This window comes from Halolamina sp. CBA1230, assembly GCF_002025255.2.
GTDB lineage: Archaea > Halobacteriota > Halobacteria > Halobacteriales > Haloferacaceae > Halolamina.
The window spans coordinates 1,369,772-1,390,931 of the sequence record NZ_CP054587.1; the positions used below are offsets into that span (position 1 = coordinate 1,369,772).

At 69.6% G+C, this 21,160-nt stretch carries 22 protein-coding genes; 12 read left to right on the forward strand and 10 right to left on the reverse strand.

Going from position 1 to position 21,160, the window contains the following annotated elements:
• Positions 1–13: 13 nt before the first annotated feature.
• Both B4589_RS07115 and B4589_RS07120 read left to right on the forward strand, forming a co-directional pair.
• Positions 14–1,282, forward strand: coding sequence for a hypothetical protein (locus B4589_RS07115; protein WP_079233609.1), 1,269 nt, complete (start codon positions 14–16; stop codon positions 1,280–1,282).
• 97 nt (positions 1,283–1,379) lie between these two features.
• Positions 1,380–2,384, forward strand: coding sequence for a zinc-binding dehydrogenase (locus B4589_RS07120; RefSeq protein ID WP_079233610.1), 1,005 nt, complete (start codon positions 1,380–1,382; stop codon positions 2,382–2,384).
• Here B4589_RS07120 and B4589_RS07125 read toward each other — a convergent pair whose 3' ends face one another.
• The 4 genes from B4589_RS07125 to B4589_RS07140 all read right to left on the reverse strand — a co-directional run bounded on the left by B4589_RS07125 (position 2,385) and on the right by B4589_RS07140 (position 5,373).
• A complete protein-coding gene (locus B4589_RS07125; RefSeq protein ID WP_079233611.1) occupies positions 2,385–2,834 on the reverse strand; it encodes an FxLYD domain-containing protein in 450 nt (149 codons plus the stop codon).
• A 36-nt stretch (positions 2,835–2,870) separates the two neighbouring features.
• Positions 2,871–3,767, reverse strand: coding sequence for a CPBP family intramembrane glutamic endopeptidase (locus B4589_RS07130; RefSeq protein WP_079233612.1), 897 nt, complete (start codon positions 3,765–3,767; stop codon positions 2,871–2,873).
• A 64-nt stretch (positions 3,768–3,831) separates the two neighbouring features.
• A complete protein-coding gene (gene mdh / locus B4589_RS07135) occupies positions 3,832–4,746 on the reverse strand; it encodes a malate dehydrogenase (protein ID WP_079233613.1) in 915 nt (304 codons plus the stop codon).
• Positions 4,747–4,806: 60 nt separating this feature from the next.
• On the reverse strand, positions 4,807–5,373 hold the full coding sequence (locus B4589_RS07140) for a GNAT family N-acetyltransferase (protein WP_079233614.1): 567 nt from the start codon (positions 5,371–5,373) through the stop codon (positions 4,807–4,809).
• Between the two features lie 300 nt (positions 5,374–5,673).
• Here B4589_RS07140 and B4589_RS07145 point away from each other — a divergent pair, with 300 nt between their 5' ends.
• From B4589_RS07145 to gdhB, 3 genes are all read left to right on the forward strand, one after another.
• Positions 5,674–8,523 carry a bacterio-opsin activator domain-containing protein gene (locus B4589_RS07145; RefSeq protein WP_079233615.1) on the forward strand — a complete coding sequence of 950 codons (2,850 nt, stop codon included), beginning with the start codon at positions 5,674–5,676 and terminating at the stop codon, positions 8,521–8,523.
• Between the two features lie 105 nt (positions 8,524–8,628).
• The gene (locus B4589_RS07150; protein WP_143414286.1) at positions 8,629–8,763 is read left to right on the forward strand and encodes a rubrerythrin-like domain-containing protein; all 135 of its coding nucleotides are present in this window, start codon (positions 8,629–8,631) and stop codon (positions 8,761–8,763) included.
• 2 nt (positions 8,764–8,765) lie between these two features.
• The gene (gdhB, locus tag B4589_RS07155) at positions 8,766–10,061 is read left to right on the forward strand and encodes a glutamate dehydrogenase GdhB (protein ID WP_143414287.1); all 1,296 of its coding nucleotides are present in this window, start codon (positions 8,766–8,768) and stop codon (positions 10,059–10,061) included.
• A 13-nt stretch (positions 10,062–10,074) separates the two neighbouring features.
• On the opposite strand, the gene B4589_RS07160 is transcribed toward gdhB, so the two are convergent.
• Complete coding sequence (locus tag B4589_RS07160; protein ID WP_079233617.1) at positions 10,075–10,734, reverse strand: AIM24 family protein; 660 nt, start codon at positions 10,732–10,734, stop codon at positions 10,075–10,077.
• An 87-nt stretch (positions 10,735–10,821) separates the two neighbouring features.
• Here B4589_RS07160 and B4589_RS07165 point away from each other — a divergent pair, with 87 nt between their 5' ends.
• From B4589_RS07165 to B4589_RS07180, 4 genes are all read left to right on the forward strand, one after another.
• Positions 10,822–11,373, forward strand: a complete 552-nt coding sequence (locus B4589_RS07165; protein ID WP_079233618.1) for an HIT domain-containing protein — start codon at positions 10,822–10,824, stop codon at positions 11,371–11,373.
• A 124-nt stretch (positions 11,374–11,497) separates the two neighbouring features.
• Complete coding sequence (locus tag B4589_RS07170; RefSeq protein ID WP_079233619.1) at positions 11,498–12,841, forward strand: sodium-dependent transporter; 1,344 nt, start codon at positions 11,498–11,500, stop codon at positions 12,839–12,841.
• Positions 12,842–13,024: 183 nt separating this feature from the next.
• A complete protein-coding gene (locus B4589_RS07175) occupies positions 13,025–13,933 on the forward strand; it encodes a cation diffusion facilitator family transporter (protein ID WP_079233620.1) in 909 nt (302 codons plus the stop codon).
• A 40-nt stretch (positions 13,934–13,973) separates the two neighbouring features.
• Positions 13,974–15,362 carry a carotenoid oxygenase family protein gene (locus tag B4589_RS07180; RefSeq protein WP_079233621.1) on the forward strand — a complete coding sequence of 463 codons (1,389 nt, stop codon included), beginning with the start codon at positions 13,974–13,976 and terminating at the stop codon, positions 15,360–15,362.
• A gap of 13 nt (positions 15,363–15,375) precedes the next feature.
• Here B4589_RS07180 and B4589_RS07185 read toward each other — a convergent pair whose 3' ends face one another.
• The 3 genes from B4589_RS07185 to deoC are packed head-to-tail and all read right to left on the reverse strand — an operon-like array spanning position 15,376 to position 18,292.
• Entirely contained in the window at positions 15,376–16,296 is a 921-nt protein-coding gene (locus B4589_RS07185) for a hypothetical protein (protein WP_079233622.1), read from the reverse strand.
• A gap of 56 nt (positions 16,297–16,352) precedes the next feature.
• On the reverse strand, positions 16,353–17,603 hold the full coding sequence (locus B4589_RS07190; protein WP_079233623.1) for a tRNA (N(6)-L-threonylcarbamoyladenosine(37)-C(2))-methylthiotransferase: 1,251 nt from the start codon (positions 17,601–17,603) through the stop codon (positions 16,353–16,355).
• Positions 17,604–17,656: 53 nt separating this feature from the next.
• Complete coding sequence (gene deoC / locus B4589_RS07195; protein WP_079233624.1) at positions 17,657–18,292, reverse strand: deoxyribose-phosphate aldolase; 636 nt, start codon at positions 18,290–18,292, stop codon at positions 17,657–17,659.
• 116 nt (positions 18,293–18,408) lie between these two features.
• Between deoC and B4589_RS07200 the strand changes: the two genes are divergently transcribed.
• A complete protein-coding gene (locus B4589_RS07200) occupies positions 18,409–19,212 on the forward strand; it encodes a DUF63 family protein (protein WP_079233625.1) in 804 nt (267 codons plus the stop codon).
• Between the two features lie 54 nt (positions 19,213–19,266).
• On the opposite strand, the gene B4589_RS07205 is transcribed toward B4589_RS07200, so the two are convergent.
• Positions 19,267–19,566, reverse strand: a complete 300-nt coding sequence (locus B4589_RS07205) for an amphi-Trp domain-containing protein (RefSeq protein WP_079233626.1) — start codon at positions 19,564–19,566, stop codon at positions 19,267–19,269.
• Between the two features lie 59 nt (positions 19,567–19,625).
• Between B4589_RS07205 and B4589_RS07210 the strand changes: the two genes are divergently transcribed.
• Positions 19,626–19,904 (forward strand): helix-turn-helix domain-containing protein, encoded by a 279-nt coding sequence (locus B4589_RS07210; RefSeq protein ID WP_079233627.1) that lies wholly within the window; start codon positions 19,626–19,628, stop codon positions 19,902–19,904.
• A gap of 55 nt (positions 19,905–19,959) precedes the next feature.
• Here the strand turns inward: B4589_RS07210 and B4589_RS07215 are convergent, their stop codons facing one another.
• Positions 19,960–20,352, reverse strand: coding sequence for a hypothetical protein (locus tag B4589_RS07215; protein WP_079233628.1), 393 nt, complete (start codon positions 20,350–20,352; stop codon positions 19,960–19,962).
• Positions 20,353–20,433: 81 nt separating this feature from the next.
• Here B4589_RS07215 and B4589_RS07220 point away from each other — a divergent pair, with 81 nt between their 5' ends.
• Positions 20,434–21,159, forward strand: coding sequence for a nucleoside phosphorylase (locus tag B4589_RS07220; protein WP_079233629.1), 726 nt, complete (start codon positions 20,434–20,436; stop codon positions 21,157–21,159).
• Position 21,160 lies beyond the last annotated feature (1 nt).

Here is a 21,160-nt window from a genome sequence, read left to right on the forward strand (position 1 = left end):
GCGTACGCCATCCATGAAACGAACACTACTGATCGCGCTCCTCGTCGTGCTGGCCGGCGTGCCAGCCGCGGCGGCAGTCGCGCCGACCGGCGGCGCGACGGACGCACCGGTCCCCGCAGTGAACGACGCCGTATCGACCGACGAGAACGACCACGACAACTACACGCGGCTCTACGTCGACGCCCAGGACAGCTACCTCGACCTCAAGCCCGGGCAGAGCGGGACGTTCACCGTCGTCGTCGAGAACGGTGAGGACGAGACGGTCGACGTGAACCCCCACGTGTTCACGTCGCCGACCGACCGCAACCCGATCGAGGAGTCGTGGGTCGAGATCGACGGCCCCGACAGCATCGACGCGGGCGAGGAAGCCGAGTACGAGGTCAGCGTCGCGGTGCCTGAGGAGACCGAGATCGCGCGCTACACCGCCCAGATCGCGTTCACCGACGAGACCGTCTCGGCGGCCGGCGGGCCCGAGCGCCCGATCCACGCCGCCTACACGAGCGTGAACGTCTGGAAGGAGCCGACCGTCCAGATCCTCTCGAGTACGTACATCAACACGCAGGTCGAGGCGGGCGACTCGGTCAGCAAGCAGATCGTGATCGAGAACACCGGCGAAGAGGCGGTGCCGCTGAGCCCCGAGCGCGCCCAGCAGCAGGGCACCTGCATGGGCACCCACTGCCCGCAGCAGGTCGACCAGTCCTGGATCGACATCGACGCGCCGAGCCAGATCGCGCCGGGTGAGACCGCGACGGTGACGGTCACCGTCTCGCCCGACGCCGACGCCGATCGCGGGCGCTACGACACGTCGATCGACCTGGGGCTCGACGACCCCAACCGCCGTGACCGCAACGGCTACTGGCAGGAAGTCAGCCTGAGCTTCGTCGTCTGGGAACAGCCCGAGGAGGCGTACGAGGCCGAGTTCGACGTCTCGGAGCGGGCCGACAACGTCACGCTGACGCTGAACCCGCAGAACCGCCGCACCGCCGAGAACGCCGACGAGGCGAGCTTCGACGTGACGTTCGTCTCGCCCGACGGCGAACGCATCGAGGCCGAGCGCGTGCAGATCAGCCAGAGCGGTTACGTGAACCTCGGCGCCTCCCCGGAGCGCGGCGCCTCGCAGGACGGCGCCTACGCCACCAACGGCGGCGGGACCGAGTTCGTCTACGAGCTCGATGAGCCGGCCGCCGGCAAGTGGACCGCCGAGATCATGCCCGAGGACACGATCGGGTTCCAGTACGAGATCACGCAGAACGAGTCCGACGACGACGAGTCGGACGAGTAACCCCACCGTCTCCCCCATTTTTTGCGGTGCCGCGGCCGACCAGCGGCGCGTGTCGCGACCGCCGACCTCTCCCCCACGGAAGCCCAATCCTGGAGCGATGCCATCGGAGATGACCGCACACGTCGTCGAGGAGCACGGCGGCCCCGACGAGTTCACCGAGATCGAGCGGCCGGTGCCCGATCCCGGCCCCGAGGAGATCCGTGTCGAGGTCGTCGCCTCCAGTGTCAACCCCGTCGACTACAAGATCCGCCGGGGCGACATCCCCGACTTCGCCCCGGAGTTCCCCGCGACGCTGGGCTGTGACGTGTCGGGCGTCGTCGACGCGGTCGGCGACGACGTCCAGCGCTTCGAGGCGGGCGACGAGGTGTACGGGATGCCCGGCGGCGCGGGCCGACAGGGCGCGCTCGCGGAGTACGTCGTCGGCGACGCGGGCACGTTCGCCAACGCCCCCGAGTCGATCCCGCTTTCCGACGCCGCCGCGCTGCCGGTCGTCGCGCTCACGGCGTGGGAGTTGCTGACCGACAAGAGCGACGTGGGAATCGACGACGACGTGTTGGTGTACGGCGCCAGCGGCGGCGTCGGCCATATCGGCGTGCAGGTCGCCCGCTGGCTGGGCGCGAACGTCGTCGCCACCGGCTCGACCGCCGCGAAGCGCGACCTCGCGCGGGAACTGGGCGCCGACGCCGCCGTCGACTACACCGAGCGTTCGCCCGCCGAGTACGTCGACGAGCACACCGGCGGCGCGGGGTTCGACACCGTGTTCGACCCCGTCGGCGACGACCACCTCGAGACCGCGTTCGAGGCGGCCCGCCCGTTCGGCAGCGTCGTCACCACCGAGACAAGCGCCGCCGAGGACGTCTCGCTCGCAGCGCTGCACGAGAACTCGCTCGAACTCGGCGTCGTGCTGGTGATCCTCCCGGTGCTGCGCGGCGAGGGGGAGGAGCGGATCGGCACGGAACTGGCCGAGATCGCGTCGCTGGTCGACGACGGCGCGATCACCCCCCACATCGACGAGCGGTTCGCGTTCGACGAGGTGGCCGACGCCCACGAACTGGCCGAGTCCGGCGAGTTCGTCGGGAAGATCCTGCTCGAGAACGACTGATCAGTCCTGCTCGATCAGGAGTCGGTAGTCGGCGACCGTGCGGGCCTCGTCGCCGCTGCCGGGGTACAGCAGTTCGAGCTCCCACTCCCCGCCGGCGGCGAGTCGGTCGGTGTCCGCTTCGCTCTCGTCGAGCAGCGTTCCGTCCTCGTCGAAGAACCGAGCGATAGCGGTGACGCCGACCGCCGCCGACTCGCCCGTGTTCTCGATCGTGGCTTCGACGGCGACGAGTTCGTCCTCGCTCCCCTCGTTCGAGCGGGAGAGACCGTGTTCGACTACTGCGAGCGAGCCGCTCGCCGGCGTCCCGATCGTCGACGGCGTCGGGGTAGCTGTGGGGCTCGGACTGGGAGTCGACGAGTCGGTGGGGGTCCCGTCGCCGAAGCCGGAACAGCCGGCCAGCCCGGCGGCGGTGGTCAGGAGGGCGGTGCGCGCGAGGAGGGCACGACGGCGCATAGCGGTCGCTCGGACCGCGAACCCATAGCTCCTGTGCTACTTCCGGAGCAGCCACGCGGCGACGACCAGCCACGGCAGCGCCGCCAGCACGCCCACCGGCGTCGGTCCGAACAGGCTCTCGGGCTGGCCGACGACGAACAGCAGCGCGATCCCGGCGATGGCGTTGATCGCGCCGTGGCCGACGCTCGCGGGCCAGACGCTCCCCTCCCGAACCGTGAGTTCGGCGAGAAACGTTCCGGCGCCGACGGTGAACACGAGGAACGCAGCCATTCCGGTCCACGGGAACCCGGGGTAGTCGAACCCGTAGTTGTACCCCATCGCGAGGATCGGCCAGTGCCAGACGCCCCAGATCACGCCCGAGAGGAGGACCGCTGGCCGGTACCCCAGCGGCAGGAGCTTCGGCAGCAGGTACGCCCGCCAGCCGAGCTCCTCGCCGAACGCGAACAGGCCGTTGATCAGCGGCGCGACCGTGAGCGCGCTGACGATCTGGATCACCGCCAGGAGCCACGGATCCAGTCCCACGCCCATGCTCGCCATCTGCTCGCGGAACGCGGCCATCGTCGGGTCGAACTGGGCCGGGAAGACCGCGAAGTACAGCGCAGCCCCGACGACGGTCAGCCCCGCGGGCGCCAGCCACGCGGCGGCGTAGGTCCACATCGTCCCCTCGAACTCCGGGCGGAGGCGGTGGCGCTCCCACCCCTCCCCGGTCGCGAGCCGGGCGGCGACGGTGCCGATCGCGGGGCCGAACATGTACGCCGTCGGGAGGAGCACCGTCGCGAGCGTGATCCCCTCGGTGATCTCGGGGCTGTTGCGCAGGCCGCCAGTGGCCCAGATGGCCAGCGCCGTCGCCCAGGAGACGCCGAACGCGACCGCGAGGAAAACCGCGATCCGGCGGCGCTGGAGCGTCTCGGGCGCGTCGAGTCGACCGTTCATACTCGCTAACGAACCGGGGAGGGGAAAAACGGTGCCGGTGGGTCGCAGCCGTTGTGAGCGACCGCTACTCGATCTTCCCGTACTGGTCGCGGAGCTTCTCCGCGGCGTCGTCCATCAGGTCGGCCTCGTAGTCGGCGAGCTCCCACTCGATCACTTCCTCAACGCCGTCTGAGCCGAGCTTCAGCGGGACGCCGAACGCGGTGTCCTCGTAGCCGTACTCGCCGTCGAGCACGATACTCCCCGGCAGCACCTCGCCGGTGTCGCGGATCACCGACTCGGCCATGTGGGCGACGCCCGTCGCGGGCCCCCACTCGGTCGCGCCCTTGCGCTCGATCACGTCCATCGCGGACTGCTGGAGGTCGCCCAGGATCTCCTCGCGTTCCTCGGGAGAGAACTCGGGGTCGCGCCCGTCGACGCGCACCTTCGAGAAAGCGGGCACCTGCGCGTCGCCGTGTTCGCCGAGGATCGTCGCCTCGACGTTTTTGACCTGCGTGTCGAACCGCTCGGAGAGCACGTACCGGAACCGCGCGGAGTCGAGCCGGCCGCCGAAGCCGATCACCTTCGAGCGGTCGCGGTCGCCGGTCTCGTACAGGTGGCGGTTCAGCAGGTCGACGGGGTTGGAGGTGGTGATGGTGACGAAGTCGTCGTTGTGCTCGGCGAGCGAGGCGCCGATGTCCTCCATGATCGGCGCGTTGTCGCCCGCGAGGTCGATCCGACTCTGGCCCGGTTCGCGGGGGATGCCGGCGGTGATGATCACCACGTCAGAGCCGGCGGTGGCCTCGTAGCCGCCCTGCCGGACGGTCGTGTTCGAGTCGTACGCGACGCCGTGGTTGGCGTCGGCGGCCTGGCCGACGGTGACGTCCTCCTGCTCGGGGATGTCGACGTACACCAGTTCGTCGACGATATCCCGGAGCGCGAGGTTGTATCCCGCGGCCGCGCCGACGGTCCCTGCCGCACCGACTACGCTGACTTTCGTCATAACGCCTCGGAGTTGGGGCAGTTCGGGATTAAACGCACCGGTGGGCGGTCGGTAGAGGTGCTACTCCAGAACGGCCGCAGGCCCGTCCCACTCGCGTTCGAGCAGGCCGTAGTGGACGGCGTCGACGTGCGCGCCGTCGAGGAACCACGCCTCGCGGGCGGCGCCCTCCTCGACGAACCCCAGCCGCGCACAGAGCCGCCGCGAGGCGTCGTTGTCAGCCGCGACAGTCGCGGAGACGCGGTGGAGTCGGTGCGAGCGGAACCCGTAGTCGAGCAGTCGGGCGCCGGCTTCGAGCGCGAACCCGTCCCCCCACGCGTCGGGGTGGAGCCAGACGCCGAAGTTGGCGTAGCCGTCGGGCTGCTGGATCGGCGCGAGGCTGACGGAGCCGACTAGATCACCCCCGAACTCGCCGGATTTCGGGACCACGAGCAGTTCGACGCCGTCGTCGTCGTTCGACGGCGGCCAGCGCTCCTCGCGGTAGGTGGTCTCGTCGATCGGCGTTCGGAACCGGGAGACGTGGCGTCTGACTTGGGGGTGGTTCTCCGCCTCGACGAGGAACGGAACGTCGTCCTCGCAGGGTGGTCGGAGGTCGATACGGTCGCCGTCGACGAACGTCGTGTGTGACATCGGTGTCGCTGGTGGTCGGTTGGCGGACAGTACGAGACCGGCGCCGACCAGCCGCGACACCGCGGCGACGGCCGGCTCAGAACGAGGTCGAGCGGAGCATCGGTCAGCTCTGTGCGTCGGTGTGCTCGCCTCCCGGATAGCTGTTCTGGCTGTGTGAGTCGGGATGACGCGACGCGGTCGACGCCGTCGTGGGGGTGACGGGGGACGGATGCCGAACGGTTTTCACCGCGGCCCGGCTACCGTTCTCGAACATGAGTCCGATCCCGGCCCCGCTCGTCAGCCGCCCCGCGCCCCACCCCGATGCCGAGCGCTGACAGCATCCTCCACCGTTGTCACCTCCTGCTCGTGGGCGATACGCCGTGGCTCACGGGGTTTGCGGACGCGCTGGAGCGACGGACGGCCGCGACCGTCGACGTGGAGCCGGGCGCCGCGGCGGCGCTCGATCGGTTCCGGCAGGCCGACGTCGACTGTGTGCTCGGCGCCCAGCAGCTGGCCGACGGCTCCGGCGTCGAACTGCTCGCGACGATCCAGGAGGAGACGCCGGCGTTCCCGCTGGTGCTGGGCGCGCGGGACGGCTCCGAACGGCTGGCGAGCGACGCGATCGCCGCGGGCGTAACAGACTACGTCCCGATCGACGGGACGGGCGAAGCGACGTGGGAGACACTGTTCGAGCGGCTCGAACGCGCGCTCTGGTCGGCGCGCCACACCGCCACCCAGCGTGACCGCGCCAGACAGTTCGAGGCCGTGTTCCAGGACTCCAGAACCGCGACGTGGGTGCTCGACGTCGACGGGGAGCTGCTCCGCGTGAACCGGACCGCCCGGGGGATGACCGACGCGTCGGTCGAGGAGACCGTCGGCGAGCCGTTCTGGTCGCTGCCGTACTGGGACGACGCCACCGGGCGCGACGTACGCCGGCTCGTCGAGCGCGGGGCCGCCGGCGAGTTCGGCGACGTGGTCGTCGTCGACGGGCCGGCGTCGGCGGACCGGCGCGTGATCGAACTCTCCGTCCACCCCGTCGAGGACGAGCGCGGGACGGTCGTCTCGCTGGTCGTCGAGGGGCTGGACGTCTCCGAGCGGGTACGGCTGGAGCGCGACCTCAGACGCTCGGAGAAGCTCCACCGCGCGACGCTGAAGTACATGACCGACACGGTGTTGCTGACAGACGAGGCCGGCGAGTACGAGTACGTCTGTCCGAACGTCCACTTCATCTTCGGCTACACCGCCGAGGAGATCCGGGCCGACCACCCGATCGAGGAGCTGCTCGGCGACGACCTGTTCGACCGCGAGGAGCTGGCCGCCGAGGGCGTGCTCAAGAACATCGAGTGTACGGTGACCGACGAGGCCGGGCGGGAGCACACGCTGCTCGTCAACGTCCGGGAGGTGTCGATCCAGGACGGCCGCATCCTCTACACCTGCCGGGACATCACCACCCGGAAACAGCGCGAGCAGGCACTCACCACGCTCCAGGGGACGGCTCGGGAGTTCCTCTACGCCGAGACGCCCGGGGCGATCGCCCGCCACGTCGTCGACGACACGGCGGACGTGCTCGGCCTCGACGCCGCCGCCGTGTACCTGTACGACGCCGACGAGAACGCGCTCCGGCCCGAGAGCTGGTCGGCGGCGGTCGAGCGACTCCACGGCCCGCCGTCGACGGTGCGGGTCGACGCCGACAGCCCCGTCAACCGCTCGTTCGTCGGGGAGGAGACGCTGCGGTTCGCGGACGTGCACGACGCCCACGGCTTCGACGCGCCGGCGAGCGACCTCCGGCAGGCGGCGTTCGTCCCGCTGGGCGACCACGGCGTGCTCGTCGTCGGCTCGGCGGAGAGTCGGTCGTTCGACGACGTGACGGTCGAACTCGTGGACCTGCTGGCGGCGACCGCGGAGGCGGCGCTGGACCGGGTCGAACGGGAGTCCCGGCTCCGCCGGCAGGAGCGGGAGCTCCAGCAGCACAACAGCCGGCTCGCCCAGCTGAACCGGATCAACGAGACCATCCGCGGGATCGATCAGGCGCTCGTTCGCTCGGAGACCCGCGAGGAGATCGAACGCGGCGTCTGCGAGCGGCTCGCGGGCGACGACCGCTTCCCGTTCGCGTGGATCGGGACGGCCGACCCACAGGGCGACAGCGTCGAGCCGCGGCAGTGGGCCGGCGACGGCGGGGGGTATCTCGACAGCCGCTCGTTCCCGGTCCGCGAGGAGGGAGCGGAACCGGCCGGCCGCGCGGCCGCGACCGGCGAGCCAGCGGGCGTCGACGACGTGGCCGACGACCTGCGCCAGCCGTGGCGCAAGGACGCCCTCGCTCGGGAGTTCCGGTCGAGCCTGAGCGTACCGCTGCGGTACAACGACCTCTCCTACGGCGTGTTGACCGTCTACGCCGACGAGCGCGACGCGTTCGACGGGATGACGCGGTCGGTGGTGGCCGAACTCGGCGAGACCGTCGCCGCCGCGATCAGCGCGACCGAGCGCAAGAACGCGCTGTTGAGCCCCTCCCGGACCCGGCTCCAGTTCGCGGTCGACGACCCGAGCTTCGTGCTCGCTCGGCTGGCCCGGCGCGCCGACTGCACGCTCACCTACCGGGGTGGGGTGAGACAGACGATGGAGGGGAACGACGTGTTCGTCGCCGTCGAGAACGGCGACGCCGACGCCGTCGAGACCGCCGCCGCGGAGCTGGTCGCCGTCTCGGGGATCAAACGGATCACCACCGAGGGGGCACGCAGCGTGCTGCGGCTGCGGTTCGCCGACCAGTTCCTCGCGCTCGAACTCGCCGACCACGGCGCCGTGTTCCACAGCGCGACCGCGACGCCAACCGGGACGACGCTCACCGTCGACGTGCCCGAGAACGTCGACACCCGATCGGTGTCCGCGCTGATCACCGACGAGCTCGCCGAGGTCGAGCTCCGCTCGAAGCGCACCCTCGACGACGCCGCCGACCCCTACGCGGAGTTCCTCGACCGGCTGACCGAACGCCAGTTCGAGGTGCTCCAGACCGCCTACTACAGCGGCTACTTCGAGTCGCCGCGTGCCAGCTCCGGCGAGACGGTCGCCGAGACGCTGGACATCTCGCCACAGGCGTTCTACCGCCACGTCCGGACCGTCCAGCGCAAGCTGTTCGACACGCTGTTCGACGACGCCAGCGACGGCGGGGTTGTATAGTAAACCATGACGGTTCGATGACGTTCGATAGTGAACGGTCAGGCTCTGGCGGGAGGAGCCCGTGGGTCGAACCGGAGCGGCGGCCGACCGCCCTCCGAACACAAGATGAACGACGACAGCCACGATCCGACTCCCTACGAGTGTTTCTCGTGTGGGAACATCGTCCGAGCCGACAGCCAGCCGCTCACCTGCCCCGACTGCGGGGGGGAGATGCGCAACCGACGGACCACACTCGAGTGACAGTGAGTTCTACGACCGAAGACACGACGGGCGGGGAGGAGAGCGACGGCGCCGAACACGAGTCGGCGCTCGAGACGGCGAAGCGACAGCTCCACAGCGCGGCCGAGCACGTCGACGTGGACCCCAACGTGATCGAGCGGTTGAAACACCCGAAGAAGGTCCACGAGGTGACCGTGCCGATCGAACGCGACGACGGCTCCGTCGACGTGTTCACGGGGTATCGTGCCCAGCACGACAGCGTCCGCGGCCCGCACAAGGGCGGGCTGCGCTACCACCCCGAGGTGACCCGCGACGAGTGTGTGGGGCTCGGGATGTGGATGACCTGGAAATGTGCGGTGATGGATCTCCCGTTCGGCGGCGCGAAAGGCGGGATCGCGGTCAACCCCAAGGCGCTGAGCGAGGCCGAGACCGAGCGGCTCACCCGCCGGTTCGCGGAGGAGCTCCGGGGCGCCATCGGGCCGAACAAGGACATCCCCGCCCCCGACATGGGGACCAGCCCGCAGACGATGGCGTGGCTGATGGACGCCTACTCGATGCAGGAGGGGGAGACGACGCCGGGCGTCGTCACGGGGAAGCCGCCGGTGGTCGGCGGCAGCGAGGGGCGCGACGAGGCGCCCGGCCGGAGCGTCGCCATCGTCGCCCGCGAGGCGGCCGCCCACTACGACATGCCCCTGTCGGAGACCTCGATCGCGATCCAGGGGTACGGCAGCGTCGGCGCCAACGCGGCGCGGCTGCTCGACGAGTGGGGCGCGAACGTGGTCGCCGTCAGCGACGTGAACGGCGGCATCTACGACCCCAACGGGCTCGACACCTCGTCGATCCCCAGCCACCACGAGGAGCCCGAAGCGGTGCTCGGTCACCCTGCACCCCGGCAGGTCAGCAACGAGGAGCTGCTCGAACTCGACGCGGACGTGCTGATCCCCGCCGCCGTCGGGAACGTCATCACTGCCGACAACGCCGACGACGTGCGAGCCGACGTGGTCGTCGAGGGCGCCAACGGGCCGACGACCAGCACGGCCGACAGGATCCTCGAGGAGCGCGGCATCCCCGTGATCCCGGACATCCTCGCGAACGCCGGCGGGGTGACGGTGAGCTACTTCGAGTGGCTGCAGGACATCAACCGCCGCGCGTGGTCGCTGGAGCGCGTCCACCGCGAACTCGAAGAGGAGATGGTCGGCGCGTGGGAGACGGTTCGTGACCGCCGCGAGGAGTACGACGTGAGCTGGCGCGACGCCGCCTACATCGTCGCCCTCACGCGGGTCGCGGAGGCTCACGACGCCCGCGGTCTCTGGCCCTGAATCGGGGGATCGGCTACATCTGGCCGCCTTCCTCGTACGGCTGGACGACGACGAACCCCTCGGAGCCGGTGAACTCCATCTGCATCGACTCGCCGGACTGCTGGCCGAGCTCGATCATCTTGTTCCTCCCGATCGAGGGCGAGAGGTCAGAACTCCACGCGACGGTCGCGTCCGGGTCGGTCGTGACCGGCGGCGACATCACCAGCGGATCGCCGTGGGTCGAGATCGCCACGTCGCCGGGGCCGGAGAGGTAGACGTTCGTCAGCCCGCCGGCGGCGGCGCCGGAGAGGCTGCCGATCGTGCCGATCTCGTAGTCGACCTGCTCCTCGAAGGCGAGCACGTCGGTGCCGTTGACCGAGATCGACTCGCTCTCGTCGAGCGAGAGGATCTGGACCTTCTTGCCCTGGTCGGCGAGATACAGCGAGCCGGTTCCCTCCGCCTCCATCACCGGCGTTCCCTCGTCGGTGACCGCGTCCTTGACGAGCCCGGTGAGCCCGCCCTCCGCGGAGGACCTGCCGGTGAACGTCAAGTCGCCAGTGTAGGCGACCATCGTGCCCACCTTCACCGTGACGAGCCCGTCGACCGGGATCTTCAGCAGTCGGTTGTTCTCCTTCCGGAAGCCGGTACCAGCGTCCTCGGGGGCGTTCGCGTCGACGAACTGCTCTAGTTCCATGGGGACACCCCGAAATGTGTCCCGATCCCCGATAAACGTCGGGGACGTCCAGAACCACTAACCCCACGCCCGCCGGAGCCGATCAACATGGACCAGCTGTTCGCCCCCTGGCGCATCGACTGGGTCGAGCGCGACCCCGAGGACGAGGAGATCGACGGCTGCCCGTTCTGTGTTCTCCCGGAACGCGACGACGACCGCGAGAGCAAGATCGTCGCTCGCAGCGAGCACTCGTTCGTCCTGCTCAACAACGCCCCCTACGCGCCGGGCCACGTGATGGTCATCCCCGACCAGCACACCGGCGAGTGGGCCGACCTCTCGGACGCGGAACTGCTCGACCACGCGAAGCTGAAAGTCGCGACCATCGACGCGCTGGAGGCGGCGATGGACCCCGACGGCGTCAACGCCGGCGAGAACCTCGGCGGCGACGCCGCGGGCGGGTCGATCGACGACCACCTCCACACCCACCTGATCCCGCGCTGGTCGGGCGACACGAACTTCATGCCGATCGTCTCGGACACGAAAGTGATCGTCGAGGCGCTCGGGGACAGCTACGACAAGCTCCACGAGGCGTTCGCGGAACGGTCGGCCGCCGAGAGCGACGTCGAGCGGACCGAGGCGGTCGAACTGCGGTTCGACTAGGCGGCTACAGCAGCGACGACTCGGCGCCGTCGTCGAACGCGTGCGTGGAAAGATTAGTTAGATTAAATATCACAGCGGCTCCGAACGGTTTTTAACAAGCGAAGCGGACATGCCGTGGTAGAACATGGCAGAACGAGAAACGTGGACGACTCGAATCGGTTTCATCTTCGCCGCCGTGGGAAGTGCGGTCGGACTCGGGAACATCTGGTCGTTCCCGTTCCAGACCGGATCGAACGGAGGGGCCGCGTTCCTCATCGTCTACCTGCTGGCAGTGCTCCTCATCGGCTTCCCGGCGATGCTGATGGAGTTCGTCATCGGTCGCCGGTCCAGTAAGAACCCGATCTCCGCGTTCGGTGAACTGGGGTTCGGCAACTGGTCGTTCGCCGGCACGCTCGGCGTCCTCACGTCGATCGCGACGCTGGCGTTCTACAGCGTCGTCGGCGGCTGGGTGCTCAGCTACATCACCGGCAGCCTTACCGGCGCCTACTTCGGCGACGCGGGCGCGTTCTTCAGCGCCGTCTCCGCCGGTCCGACCGCGGTGTTGACCCACGCCGTCTTCATGGCGATCACCATCGGCATCGTCGCCTTCGGCGTCCAGAGTGGCATCGAGAAGGCGACCAAGGTGATGATCCCCGCCATCATCGTGTTGCTCGTCGGCCTCGCCGTCTGGGGGTTCACCCTCGACGGCGCGGCCGCCGGCTACGAGTACTACCTCTCCCCCGACTTCGGCTACCTCGCGGCCAACTTCGCCTCGATCGTCCCCTCGGCCGTCGGGCAGGCCTTTTTCACGCTCTCGCTCGGGTTCAGCGTGATGATCGCGTACGCCTCCTACCTCGGGCGGGACGATAGCCTCCCCGCCGACGGGGCCGCCATCGTCGTCGTGAACACGCTCGTCGCGCTGCTCGCCGGGTTCGTCATCTTCCCCGTGCTGTTCGCAATCGGCGTCGAACCCGGGTCCGGCGGCATGGGCGCGGCGTTCGTCAGCCTCGCGGGCGCGTTCGGCCAGATCCCCGGCGGCACGGTTCTCGGGTTCGTGTTCTTCGTCATCCTGCTGCTCGCCGCGCTGTCCAGCTCCATCAGCCTCCTCGAGACGCCGACGTCGTACGTCGTCGACAACTACGACTACGGCCGCAAGCAGGTCGCCATCGGCCTCGGCGCCGTCGTCTGGGCGATCGGCATCCCCACTGCGCTGTCGACGAACACGCTCGCCTGGTACAACGCCGTCGTGTTCAACCTCCTGCTGCCCATCGTCGTGTTGCTGTTCGCGGTGTTCGTCGGCTGGGTGGCGTTCGACCTCTCGTCGGACGAAGTCGGCCGCGGCACGTCACTCGGCGACGGCTTCGCCACCACGTGGCTGTGGTGGGTCCGCATCGTCATCCCCATCGCCATCGGGCTCACGCTCGTCCTCGGCATCCAGAGCCTGCTGATCAGAGCGGGGATCATCGAGACCGCGATCATCCTCGGCTAGGGACCGGCACCCCGAGTTCGAGAGTCCGGAACGGGCTCTCGGGCGCGCTCGACTGTGTGCCCACAGGTCGGGCATCTCGGCGGTTTTTCTGCCCGTGATCGTCGGCGCAAACGTAACGCCGGATACACGCAGGTCGGTAGCGACCACTCAAGTCAAGTACTGTCGCCCCCCGAATCCGGCCGCATGGAGCGCAAGGGGGCCGTCCGCCGCGTCGGCGTCGTCGTGCTCGCCGCCAACCTCGCGCTGGCGCTGCTGAAGACGAGCGTCTGGCTGGAGACGGGGAGCCTCGCGCTCGTCAGCGAGGCGGTCAACAGCGGCTCCGACGCCGTCTACAGCGCGGTCGTCGTCGCCGGCCTCTACCTCACGACTCAGCCGCCGGATTTCGAACACCCCCACGGCCACGAGCGGATCGAGCCGTTCGTCGCGCTGTTCGTCGCGGCGGGCGTGCTCGCCGCCGGCGTCGGGGTGGCGTACTCCGGGGCCACCTCACTGCTCGCCGGGTCGTACTCGGCAGTCTCTCCCCTTCCAGCGATCGTGCTCGGCGTCGGCGCCGCCGCGAAGTACGCGCTGTACCGCTACTGTCTGCGCGCCGGCGAGAACCACAGCTCGCCCGCGCTGATCGCCACGGCGAAGGACAACCGGACCGACGTGCTGACCGCGCTCGCGGCGCTCGTCGGCGCCGGCGGCGCCGCGTTCGGCTACCCCGTGCTCGACCCGATCGCCGCGCTGGTCGTCGCCGTCGGCGTCCTGCTCACCGGGGTGGACATCATCCGGGACAACGTCGGCTATCTCGTCGGCGCCGCGCCGCCCGAGGACCTCCGCCAGGAGATCGTCGCGGCAGCGCTCTCACACCCGGAAGTCGAGGGGGCCCACGACGTGGTCGCCCACTACGTCGGCCCGGAGGTCGACGTGAGCCTCCACATCGAGGTCGAGGGTGACATGACCGTCCGGGAGGCCCACGAGATCGAGACCGCGGTGATCAACGCGATCCGCGAACTCCCGGAGGTCGACGACGCGTTCGTCCACGTCGATCCGAAGGAGCTCGGCGAGTGGAAGGAAGACGACCGCTGGCGCGACGAACGCGTGGAGTGAGCGGGCGAGCGCTTATTCGGCTCCGTACCCCAGCACGGCCATGGCCGGCTACGAGGCGGGGTTCCGTGACCTGACCGAGGAGGTTCGGGACCGTGATCTGCCCGTCGAGGGGACGATCCCGGCGTGGCTCGACGGCGCGCTGTACCGCAACGGTCCGGCACGCTGGACCGTCGGCGACGCCGCGGCAGACCACTGGTTCGACGGGCTCACCCACCTCACGCGCTTCGCCTTCGACGACGGCGGGGTTCGGTACACCAACCGTTTCCCGCGGACCGAGGCGTACCGCGCCGCCGTCGAGGAGGGCAGCTTCGCCGGCCAGTTCTCCTCGACCGACGGCTACCTCGCCCGCGTGAAGTCGATGCTCACGGGCGAGTCGACCGACAACGCCAACGTCCACGTCGCCCGGATCGGCGGCGACCTGGTCGCGCTGACGGAGACGCCGAACTGGCTCCGGATCGACCCCGAGAGCCTGGAGAGCGCGGGAACGCTCGACTACGCCGACAACCTGACCGCCCACCACGTCACCGCGCACCTCCGGCAGGCCCCCGACAGCGGCGCCCACTGGGGGTACTTCACGAGGTTCGGCCGGACGAACGAGTACGTCCTGTTCCGGATTCCGGAGGGGACCACTCGCCGCGAACGCGTCGGGAGCGTCGCGGTGGAGAAGCCGGCGTACATGCACAGCTTCGCGCTCACCCCGGCGCACGCGGTGCTGGTCGAACCGCCGCTGGTCACCCACCCCGCGAAGTTCCTGCTGCCCGGTTCCGGCGGCTTCATCGACAGCTACGACTGGGAGCCCGATCGGGGCACGCGGTTCCTGATCCTCCGGCGCGACACGGGCGAACTGGTCCGCGAGGCGACGGTGCCGGCGTTTTTCACGTTCCACACGGCCAACGCGTTCGAGCGCGACGGGAGCCTCGTCGTCGACCTCGTGGCGTACGACGACGACAGCGCGGTGACGGACCTCTCGCTGGGCGCGCTCCGTGGCGGCGACGCCGGCTTCCCCTCGGGCGAACTCCGGCGCTACCGGCTCCCGCTCGACGGCGGCGGCCCCAGCCACGACCATCTCGCCGACGAGGTGGAGATGCCGCGGTTCTCGCCCGCGGTCCACACCCGCGAGTACGAGCACGCCTACGCGCAGTCGACGGAGATGGACGGCGGCAACGCGCTCGTCCGCGTGGACGTGGCGGAGGGCGGAGCGGTCGGCGGGCGATGGGAGGAGGCCGGCGTCTACTCGGGCGAACCGGTGTTCGTCCCCCATCCCGAGGGAGACGACGAGGCCGAGGGCGTCGTGCTCTCGCTCTGTCTCGACACCGACGCCGAGCGGTCCGTGCTGGTGGTGCTCGACGGCGATCTGACGGAGCTCGCGCGGGCGCCGCTGCCCCACGCCGTCCCCTTCGGCTTCCACGGGGAGTACTTCCGAGACTGACCCCGACCGCCGATCAGGCCGGCGTCGACGTGTTCTCGACGGTGATCTCCCGCTCGGCGCTCACGTACCCCGCGACCCGGAGCGTGACGGGGCCGTCCTCGCCAGTCGTGTACTCGGTGTCGATCGTGAGCGACGCCGTGACCGACTCCCCGGCGTCGACGGACTCCTCGATCAAGTGGGACTCGTCGTCGTCGGCGATCAGTTCGGTCGGCCAGTACACCGCCGCGAGGAAGCGCCCGTCCGTCTCGCTGGTGTTCGTCGCCGTGAGTTCTACCTGCATCGACTCGCCCTGCTGGACCGACTCGGGCGCGTCGAGCGAGTCGAGTTCGAACGACGGCGCCGACGCGGCGAGCGTCTCGCGGGCGTCGTCTGGCAGAGACCACTCCGCGGACTCGCCGCCGCGTTCGAGGACGATCCGCGGCTCCTCGGCGTCGAGCGGGGAGTCAAGTTCGAACGCGACGTACCGGGGTGGGTCGCCGCCGCCGAGTTCGGGGCTGCCGACGATCCCGCCCTCGTGGCCGGCGACGGCGTAGTTCTGGGCGCCCTCGTCGCCGGGATCGACCGCAGCCCACGACTCGCCGCCGGCGTCGAGGGAGAACGCGTCCGTCTCGAGTTCGGCGTCACTCCGGACGGAGGCGACGACGAACTGCCGACCCTCGGGCGCGACGACGCCGCCCGAACCCATGATCGACTGGTAGGTCACGGCTTTCTCGGTGACGATGTCGAACACCGCGACGTCGTCGCCGCCGACCGTTCGCTCGGCCGACGCCGGCGGCGGGGCCTCGGTTTCGGACGGGGACCCTTTCGGCTCGGTCGGAGTGTCGGTCGGCGACTCGGTGTCGCCGCCGGGGGAATCGCCGATACAGCCGGCGGTCACGAGCGCCCCGGCGAGGCCGAGGCTGCCCGCGAGGAACTCTCGTCTGGTGGAGGGCATCACGTCGAAAACGGACTGCCGAACGTAACAAGCCTTGTGGGGGCGATGCCGAGGAGTCAGACCGGCGTCCCGAACGCGTACACCGTCTGGTGGCTCGTCACCTCGACCTCGGCGAACTCGCCGGGTTCGAGGCCGTGTTCGCTCGCGTTCTGGACGACGATCTGGCGGTACGCCGAATCGCGGCACTTCACCGAGTCGCCCGTGCCCTCCTCGACGACAAGCACCTCGCGGGTGGTGCCGACCAGTTCCTCGTACGCTTCGGCGACGATCCCCTGTTTGAGTTCGCTCATCGCCTTCGAGCGGTCCTTCTTCGTCTGGCCGCCCAGGCCCTTCATGTCGGCGGCGTCGGTGCCGGGGCGCTTGGAGAAGCGCGTGACGTTCACCTTCTCCGGGCGGATCTCGCGGAACAGCGCCATCGACTGCTCGTGGTCGGCCTCGGTCTCGGTGGGGAAGCCGACGATGAAGTCCGTCGAGAGTGTCCAGTGGTCGAGCGTCTCGTCGAACGTCTCCACGATATCGACGAACTTGTCGACGCGGTGCTGCCGGCGCATGTCCTCGAGCACGTCGTCGCTCCCGGACTGCACGGGCGCGTGGAGGAAGTCGTACAGCTTCTCGTTCCGGTCGAACACGTCGGCCAGTTCCTCGCGGATCCCGTGGATGCCGCCGGGGTTGGCCATCCCCACGCGGACCCGGAACTCGCCGTCGATGTCGCAGATGCGGTCGAGCAGTTCGGGCAGGTCGCGCTCCCCGTCGTCCCAGCCGTAGACGCCGGTGTCCTGGCCCGTGACGCGGAGCTCCTTCGCGCCGGCGTGGACCAGCGCGCGGGCCTTCTCGACGTTCTCCTCGATCGAGGGGGAGTCGATCCGGCCCGTCGCCTGCTTCGTGATGCAGTACGAGCAGTTGCTCATGCAGCCCCGGGCGATGGGGAGGATGCCGACGACGCCGTCGAGGACGGGTTCGGTGCCCGGCCCGGGCGTGGGACACTCGCCGTTGGTGACGGCCTCGGGCACGTCGTCCCAGTGGAGCACCTGCGCGTCGAGGTCGGCCTGCTCGAACTCCTCGCTCTGGGCCAGCGCCATGCAGCCGGTGACGATCAGATCCGCCGTCTGCTCGTCGAGCTCCTCGGCACGGCGGAGCATGTTGCGCTCGGTCTTCTCGACGACCGTACAGGAGTTGAGGATGGAGACATCCGCCGCTTTGGGCCCGTCCACCCGGTAGTGGCCGGCGTCTCGCAGCGCGCTCTCGATCGACCGACTCTCACCCCGGTTCGACGTACAGCCGTACGTCTCGATGTGGTAACGGGCCATCCGTGTTCGAACTGGGCGAGCGGCGGGCAAAAGCGCGACGGTCCGCGCCCCGTCTACTCCGGCGCGCCCTCGAGAATTTCGACGCCCGAACTCGCGCCGATGCGCTCGGCGCCGGCGTCGAGCATCGCCATCGCGTCCTCGTAGCTCCCGACGCCGCCGGAGGCCTTGACGGGGAGGTACTCGCTCATCAGTTCCACGTCAGCCACCATCGCGCCGCTGTCAGCGAACCCCGTCGAGGTCTTGACCATGTCGGCGCCGGCGGCCTCGGCGGCCTCGCAGGCGGCGTGTTTCTCGTCATCCGAGAGTAGCGCGGTCTCGATGATCACCTTCACCGGCAGCGGCGTGGCGGCGACGACGCCGGCCAGCTCCTCCTGCACGGTGCCGGTTTCGAGGGACTTCAGCCGGCCGACGTTGATCACCACGTCGAGCTCGTCGGCGCCGTCCTCGTCGGCGACGACCGCCTCCTCGCGCTTGGCGGCGGGGGCGTTCTGGCCGTGGGGGAAGCCGATCACCGTCGCCAGCGTCACGTCGGGGGCGTACTGGGCGGCCTCGGCGACGTAACAGGGTGGGATGCAGGCGTTCATCTCGTGTTCGGCGGCCTCGTCGAGGACGCGCTTCGTGTCGGTCCACGTGGTCTCCGGGCCGAGAACGGTGTGGTCGATGTGGGCGGCGAGCTCGTCGCGGTACATGGCCGTCCCTGCGTGGTCCGCGGTGAAAAACACCGACGCTCCGAGTCGCCGCCCGGCGTCGTCGTGCCCGCGAGCGCTCCGTAACGCTTTCTGCCCCACCGCTCCCCCCGGGAACCATGGTACTCCCCGCCGGCTTCGCGCTGCCGCCGCTGCCGTACCTGCTCGGGCTGCTGCTCGCCGGCGGCGCCGTCGCCGCCGGCCTGTGGCGCCGCGACCCGCCGGTGTCGGACCGCCTCGTGCTCGCGCTCGTGCCGTGGATGCTCGCGGGCGCGTGGCTCCACGTGCTCGACGTGGTCGGCGCCGTCCCCGACGCGGTCGCCCCGCTGCTCGGCACCCCCGCGGCGTACGTCACCACCGCGATTCTCGCCGGCACGGTCTGGTTGGCGGTCAACGCTGACGACGGGAACGAACGCCCGTTCGCCGCCACCGGCGGCGTTCTCGCGCTGATCGCGCTCGTCGTCGGCTTCCGCTGGGGGTTCACTGAGGGGACGGTCGGCGTCGTCTGGCCGGCGGTCGCGGCCGTCCTCGGCGTCGCCGTCGGGATCGGCGTCTGGGTCGGTCTCCAGCGGCCCTACCCCGGGATCGCCGACGCCGGCGGCGCGGGCGCGCTGGCGGTCGTCGCCCACAGCCTTGACGGCGTCTCGACCGCCATCGGAATCGACGTGCTCGGCGCGACCGAGCGCACGCCGCTCTCGCGGGCGGTGATCGAGTTCGGCGCGACGCTCCCGACCGCGGAGCTGATCGGGAGCGCGTGGCTGTTCGTCCTCGTGAAGCTCGCACTCGGCGCGGGGATCACCGCACTGCTGGCCGAGTCGGTCCGAGAAGCGCCACGCGAGGGCCGACTGCTGCTCGCGTTCGTCGCGGCCGTCGGCCTCGGGCCGGGGGCGCACAACCTGCTGCTGTTCTCGATCACGGCGTGAGGGGGCCGTTTCGCCGGTTTGCGGTCAATGGTCCCCGTTTCGGTCGCTACTCGGTTACGAAAGCTCCGGAGCCTCGTCCTCGATCCGCCCGGAGAGTTCGACCTCGATCTCCAGTTCCGGCTCCCCGTCCCCCTCGAACTCGATGTCGAGTTTCACCGGTTCGCCGAACGCGAACGGCAGTTCCCAGTCGTCGCCCGTGAGGGTGATCTCGTCGTCGTCGTCGAACTGCTCACCGAGTTCGACCAGGAACTCCCCGGCGTCCTCGGCGTCGACGTAGTACTCTTCCTCGAAGTAGCCGTCCGTGATCGTCTCCACTGTCGGTTCGTCCGCTTCTTCGGTAGGTACTTCGGGCATCGTGCATTCGATACGTGCCACCCGAAATTGATAAATCTTCGTTGGAATATTATCTCCGTATGGACTCGCTCGACGTACTCGGATCGAAGCCACGACTCGAACTGCTCCGATTGCTCTCCCGACGCGACATGTACGTCTCCGAGTTGATGGAGGAGGTCGGCATGGACGGCAAGACCGCAACCCACCACCTCGACGTGCTCACGGAGGCAGGCCTCCTCGAGTCGTACAAGGACGGGCGTCGTCGCTACTACACGCTGGTTCGGGAGGTGAGAGTGGAGATCTCCCCGTCACCGAACCGACGGTTCGTCGCACGGTTTCCGGAGTCCGATGTGGAGTGAAAGACCGCTCCGAGGGTTCACCGGAGCCGACTGAGAACGTTCCGTCGTTCCCGCCTCAAAGCCGTCGATCCCGTCGGCGCTTGCTGTACCACTCGCGGTCGCGCCCCCAACTGCGCAGTCGCGAGCGCAGCGTCCCGTCGAGCATCCCGTGGCCCGGGTTCGCGATGAACTGGTAGATCGCGACCGCGAACACCGGGAGGCTCAGCGCGACGTTGAACGCCGTGAGCGCGAGGTACTGCTGGGTCACCAGGTCGACGAACAGCGCGATCGCCAGCAGCCGGAGGCCGGCGACGATCAGGAGCTCGTCGAGCCTGGCGAACAGCCGCTCACCGAGGCTCCGCCGGCCGGGCCTGCCGGAGTCGAACAGCAGCCGTTCGACGCGGTGGGGGAGGCGGGGCCGGAAGTACGCCCGGAGTGCACGGGAGCGATGCCGCTGGCGTCCCGACATGGCTCCGAGAACGGAAGCGAACGCTAAGAAAGCTCCGCCCGGACCGCGGTGTTTTTGCCCACGCCGCGGGCAACCGCGAGTATGGCCAAACAGCCCCATCTGCTCGTCGGCGACGGCGACGTGAACGAGATCGCGCTCATCCCGGGCGATCCGGGCCGCGTCGACCGCATCGCCGCCCAGTGTGAGAACGTCGAGGAGGTCTCCCAGAACCGCGAGTACAAAGTCGTCAACGCGGAGTACGACGGGACGCCGCTGACGATCTGTTCGACGGGGATCGGCTGCCCCTCCGCCGCCATCGCGATCGAGGAGCTGCACAACGTCGGCGTCGAGATCGTCCTCCGCGTGGGGACGACCGGCGCGCTGCAGGAGCAGATCGAAATCGGCGACATGGTCGTCGCCACCGGCGCCGCGAAGGAGGAGGGGACGAGCAAGCGCTACGAGTCCGCGACCTACCCCGCGACGCCGGACTACGACGTGCTCTCGAACCTCGTCGACGCCTCCGAGGCCAACGACGAGGACGTCCACGTCGGCCCGATCGTCTCCGACGACGCGTTCTACAACGAGAGCGACGAGTTCGTCGCCGACTGGGAGGAGGCGGGCCTGCTCTGCATCGAGATGGAGGCCGCCGCGGTGTTCTCGCTGGCCCGCCGCCGCGGGATGAAGGCGGGTGCCATCTGCACCGTCGACGGCAACCTCGTGAAAGGGACGCAGAAGGGCGAGACCGAGGACGAGGAGCTGCCCGAGAAGGCGAAGGACAACGTCGAACGCGCGATCGGGATCGCGCTCGACGCCGTCGACGCGCTCTAGG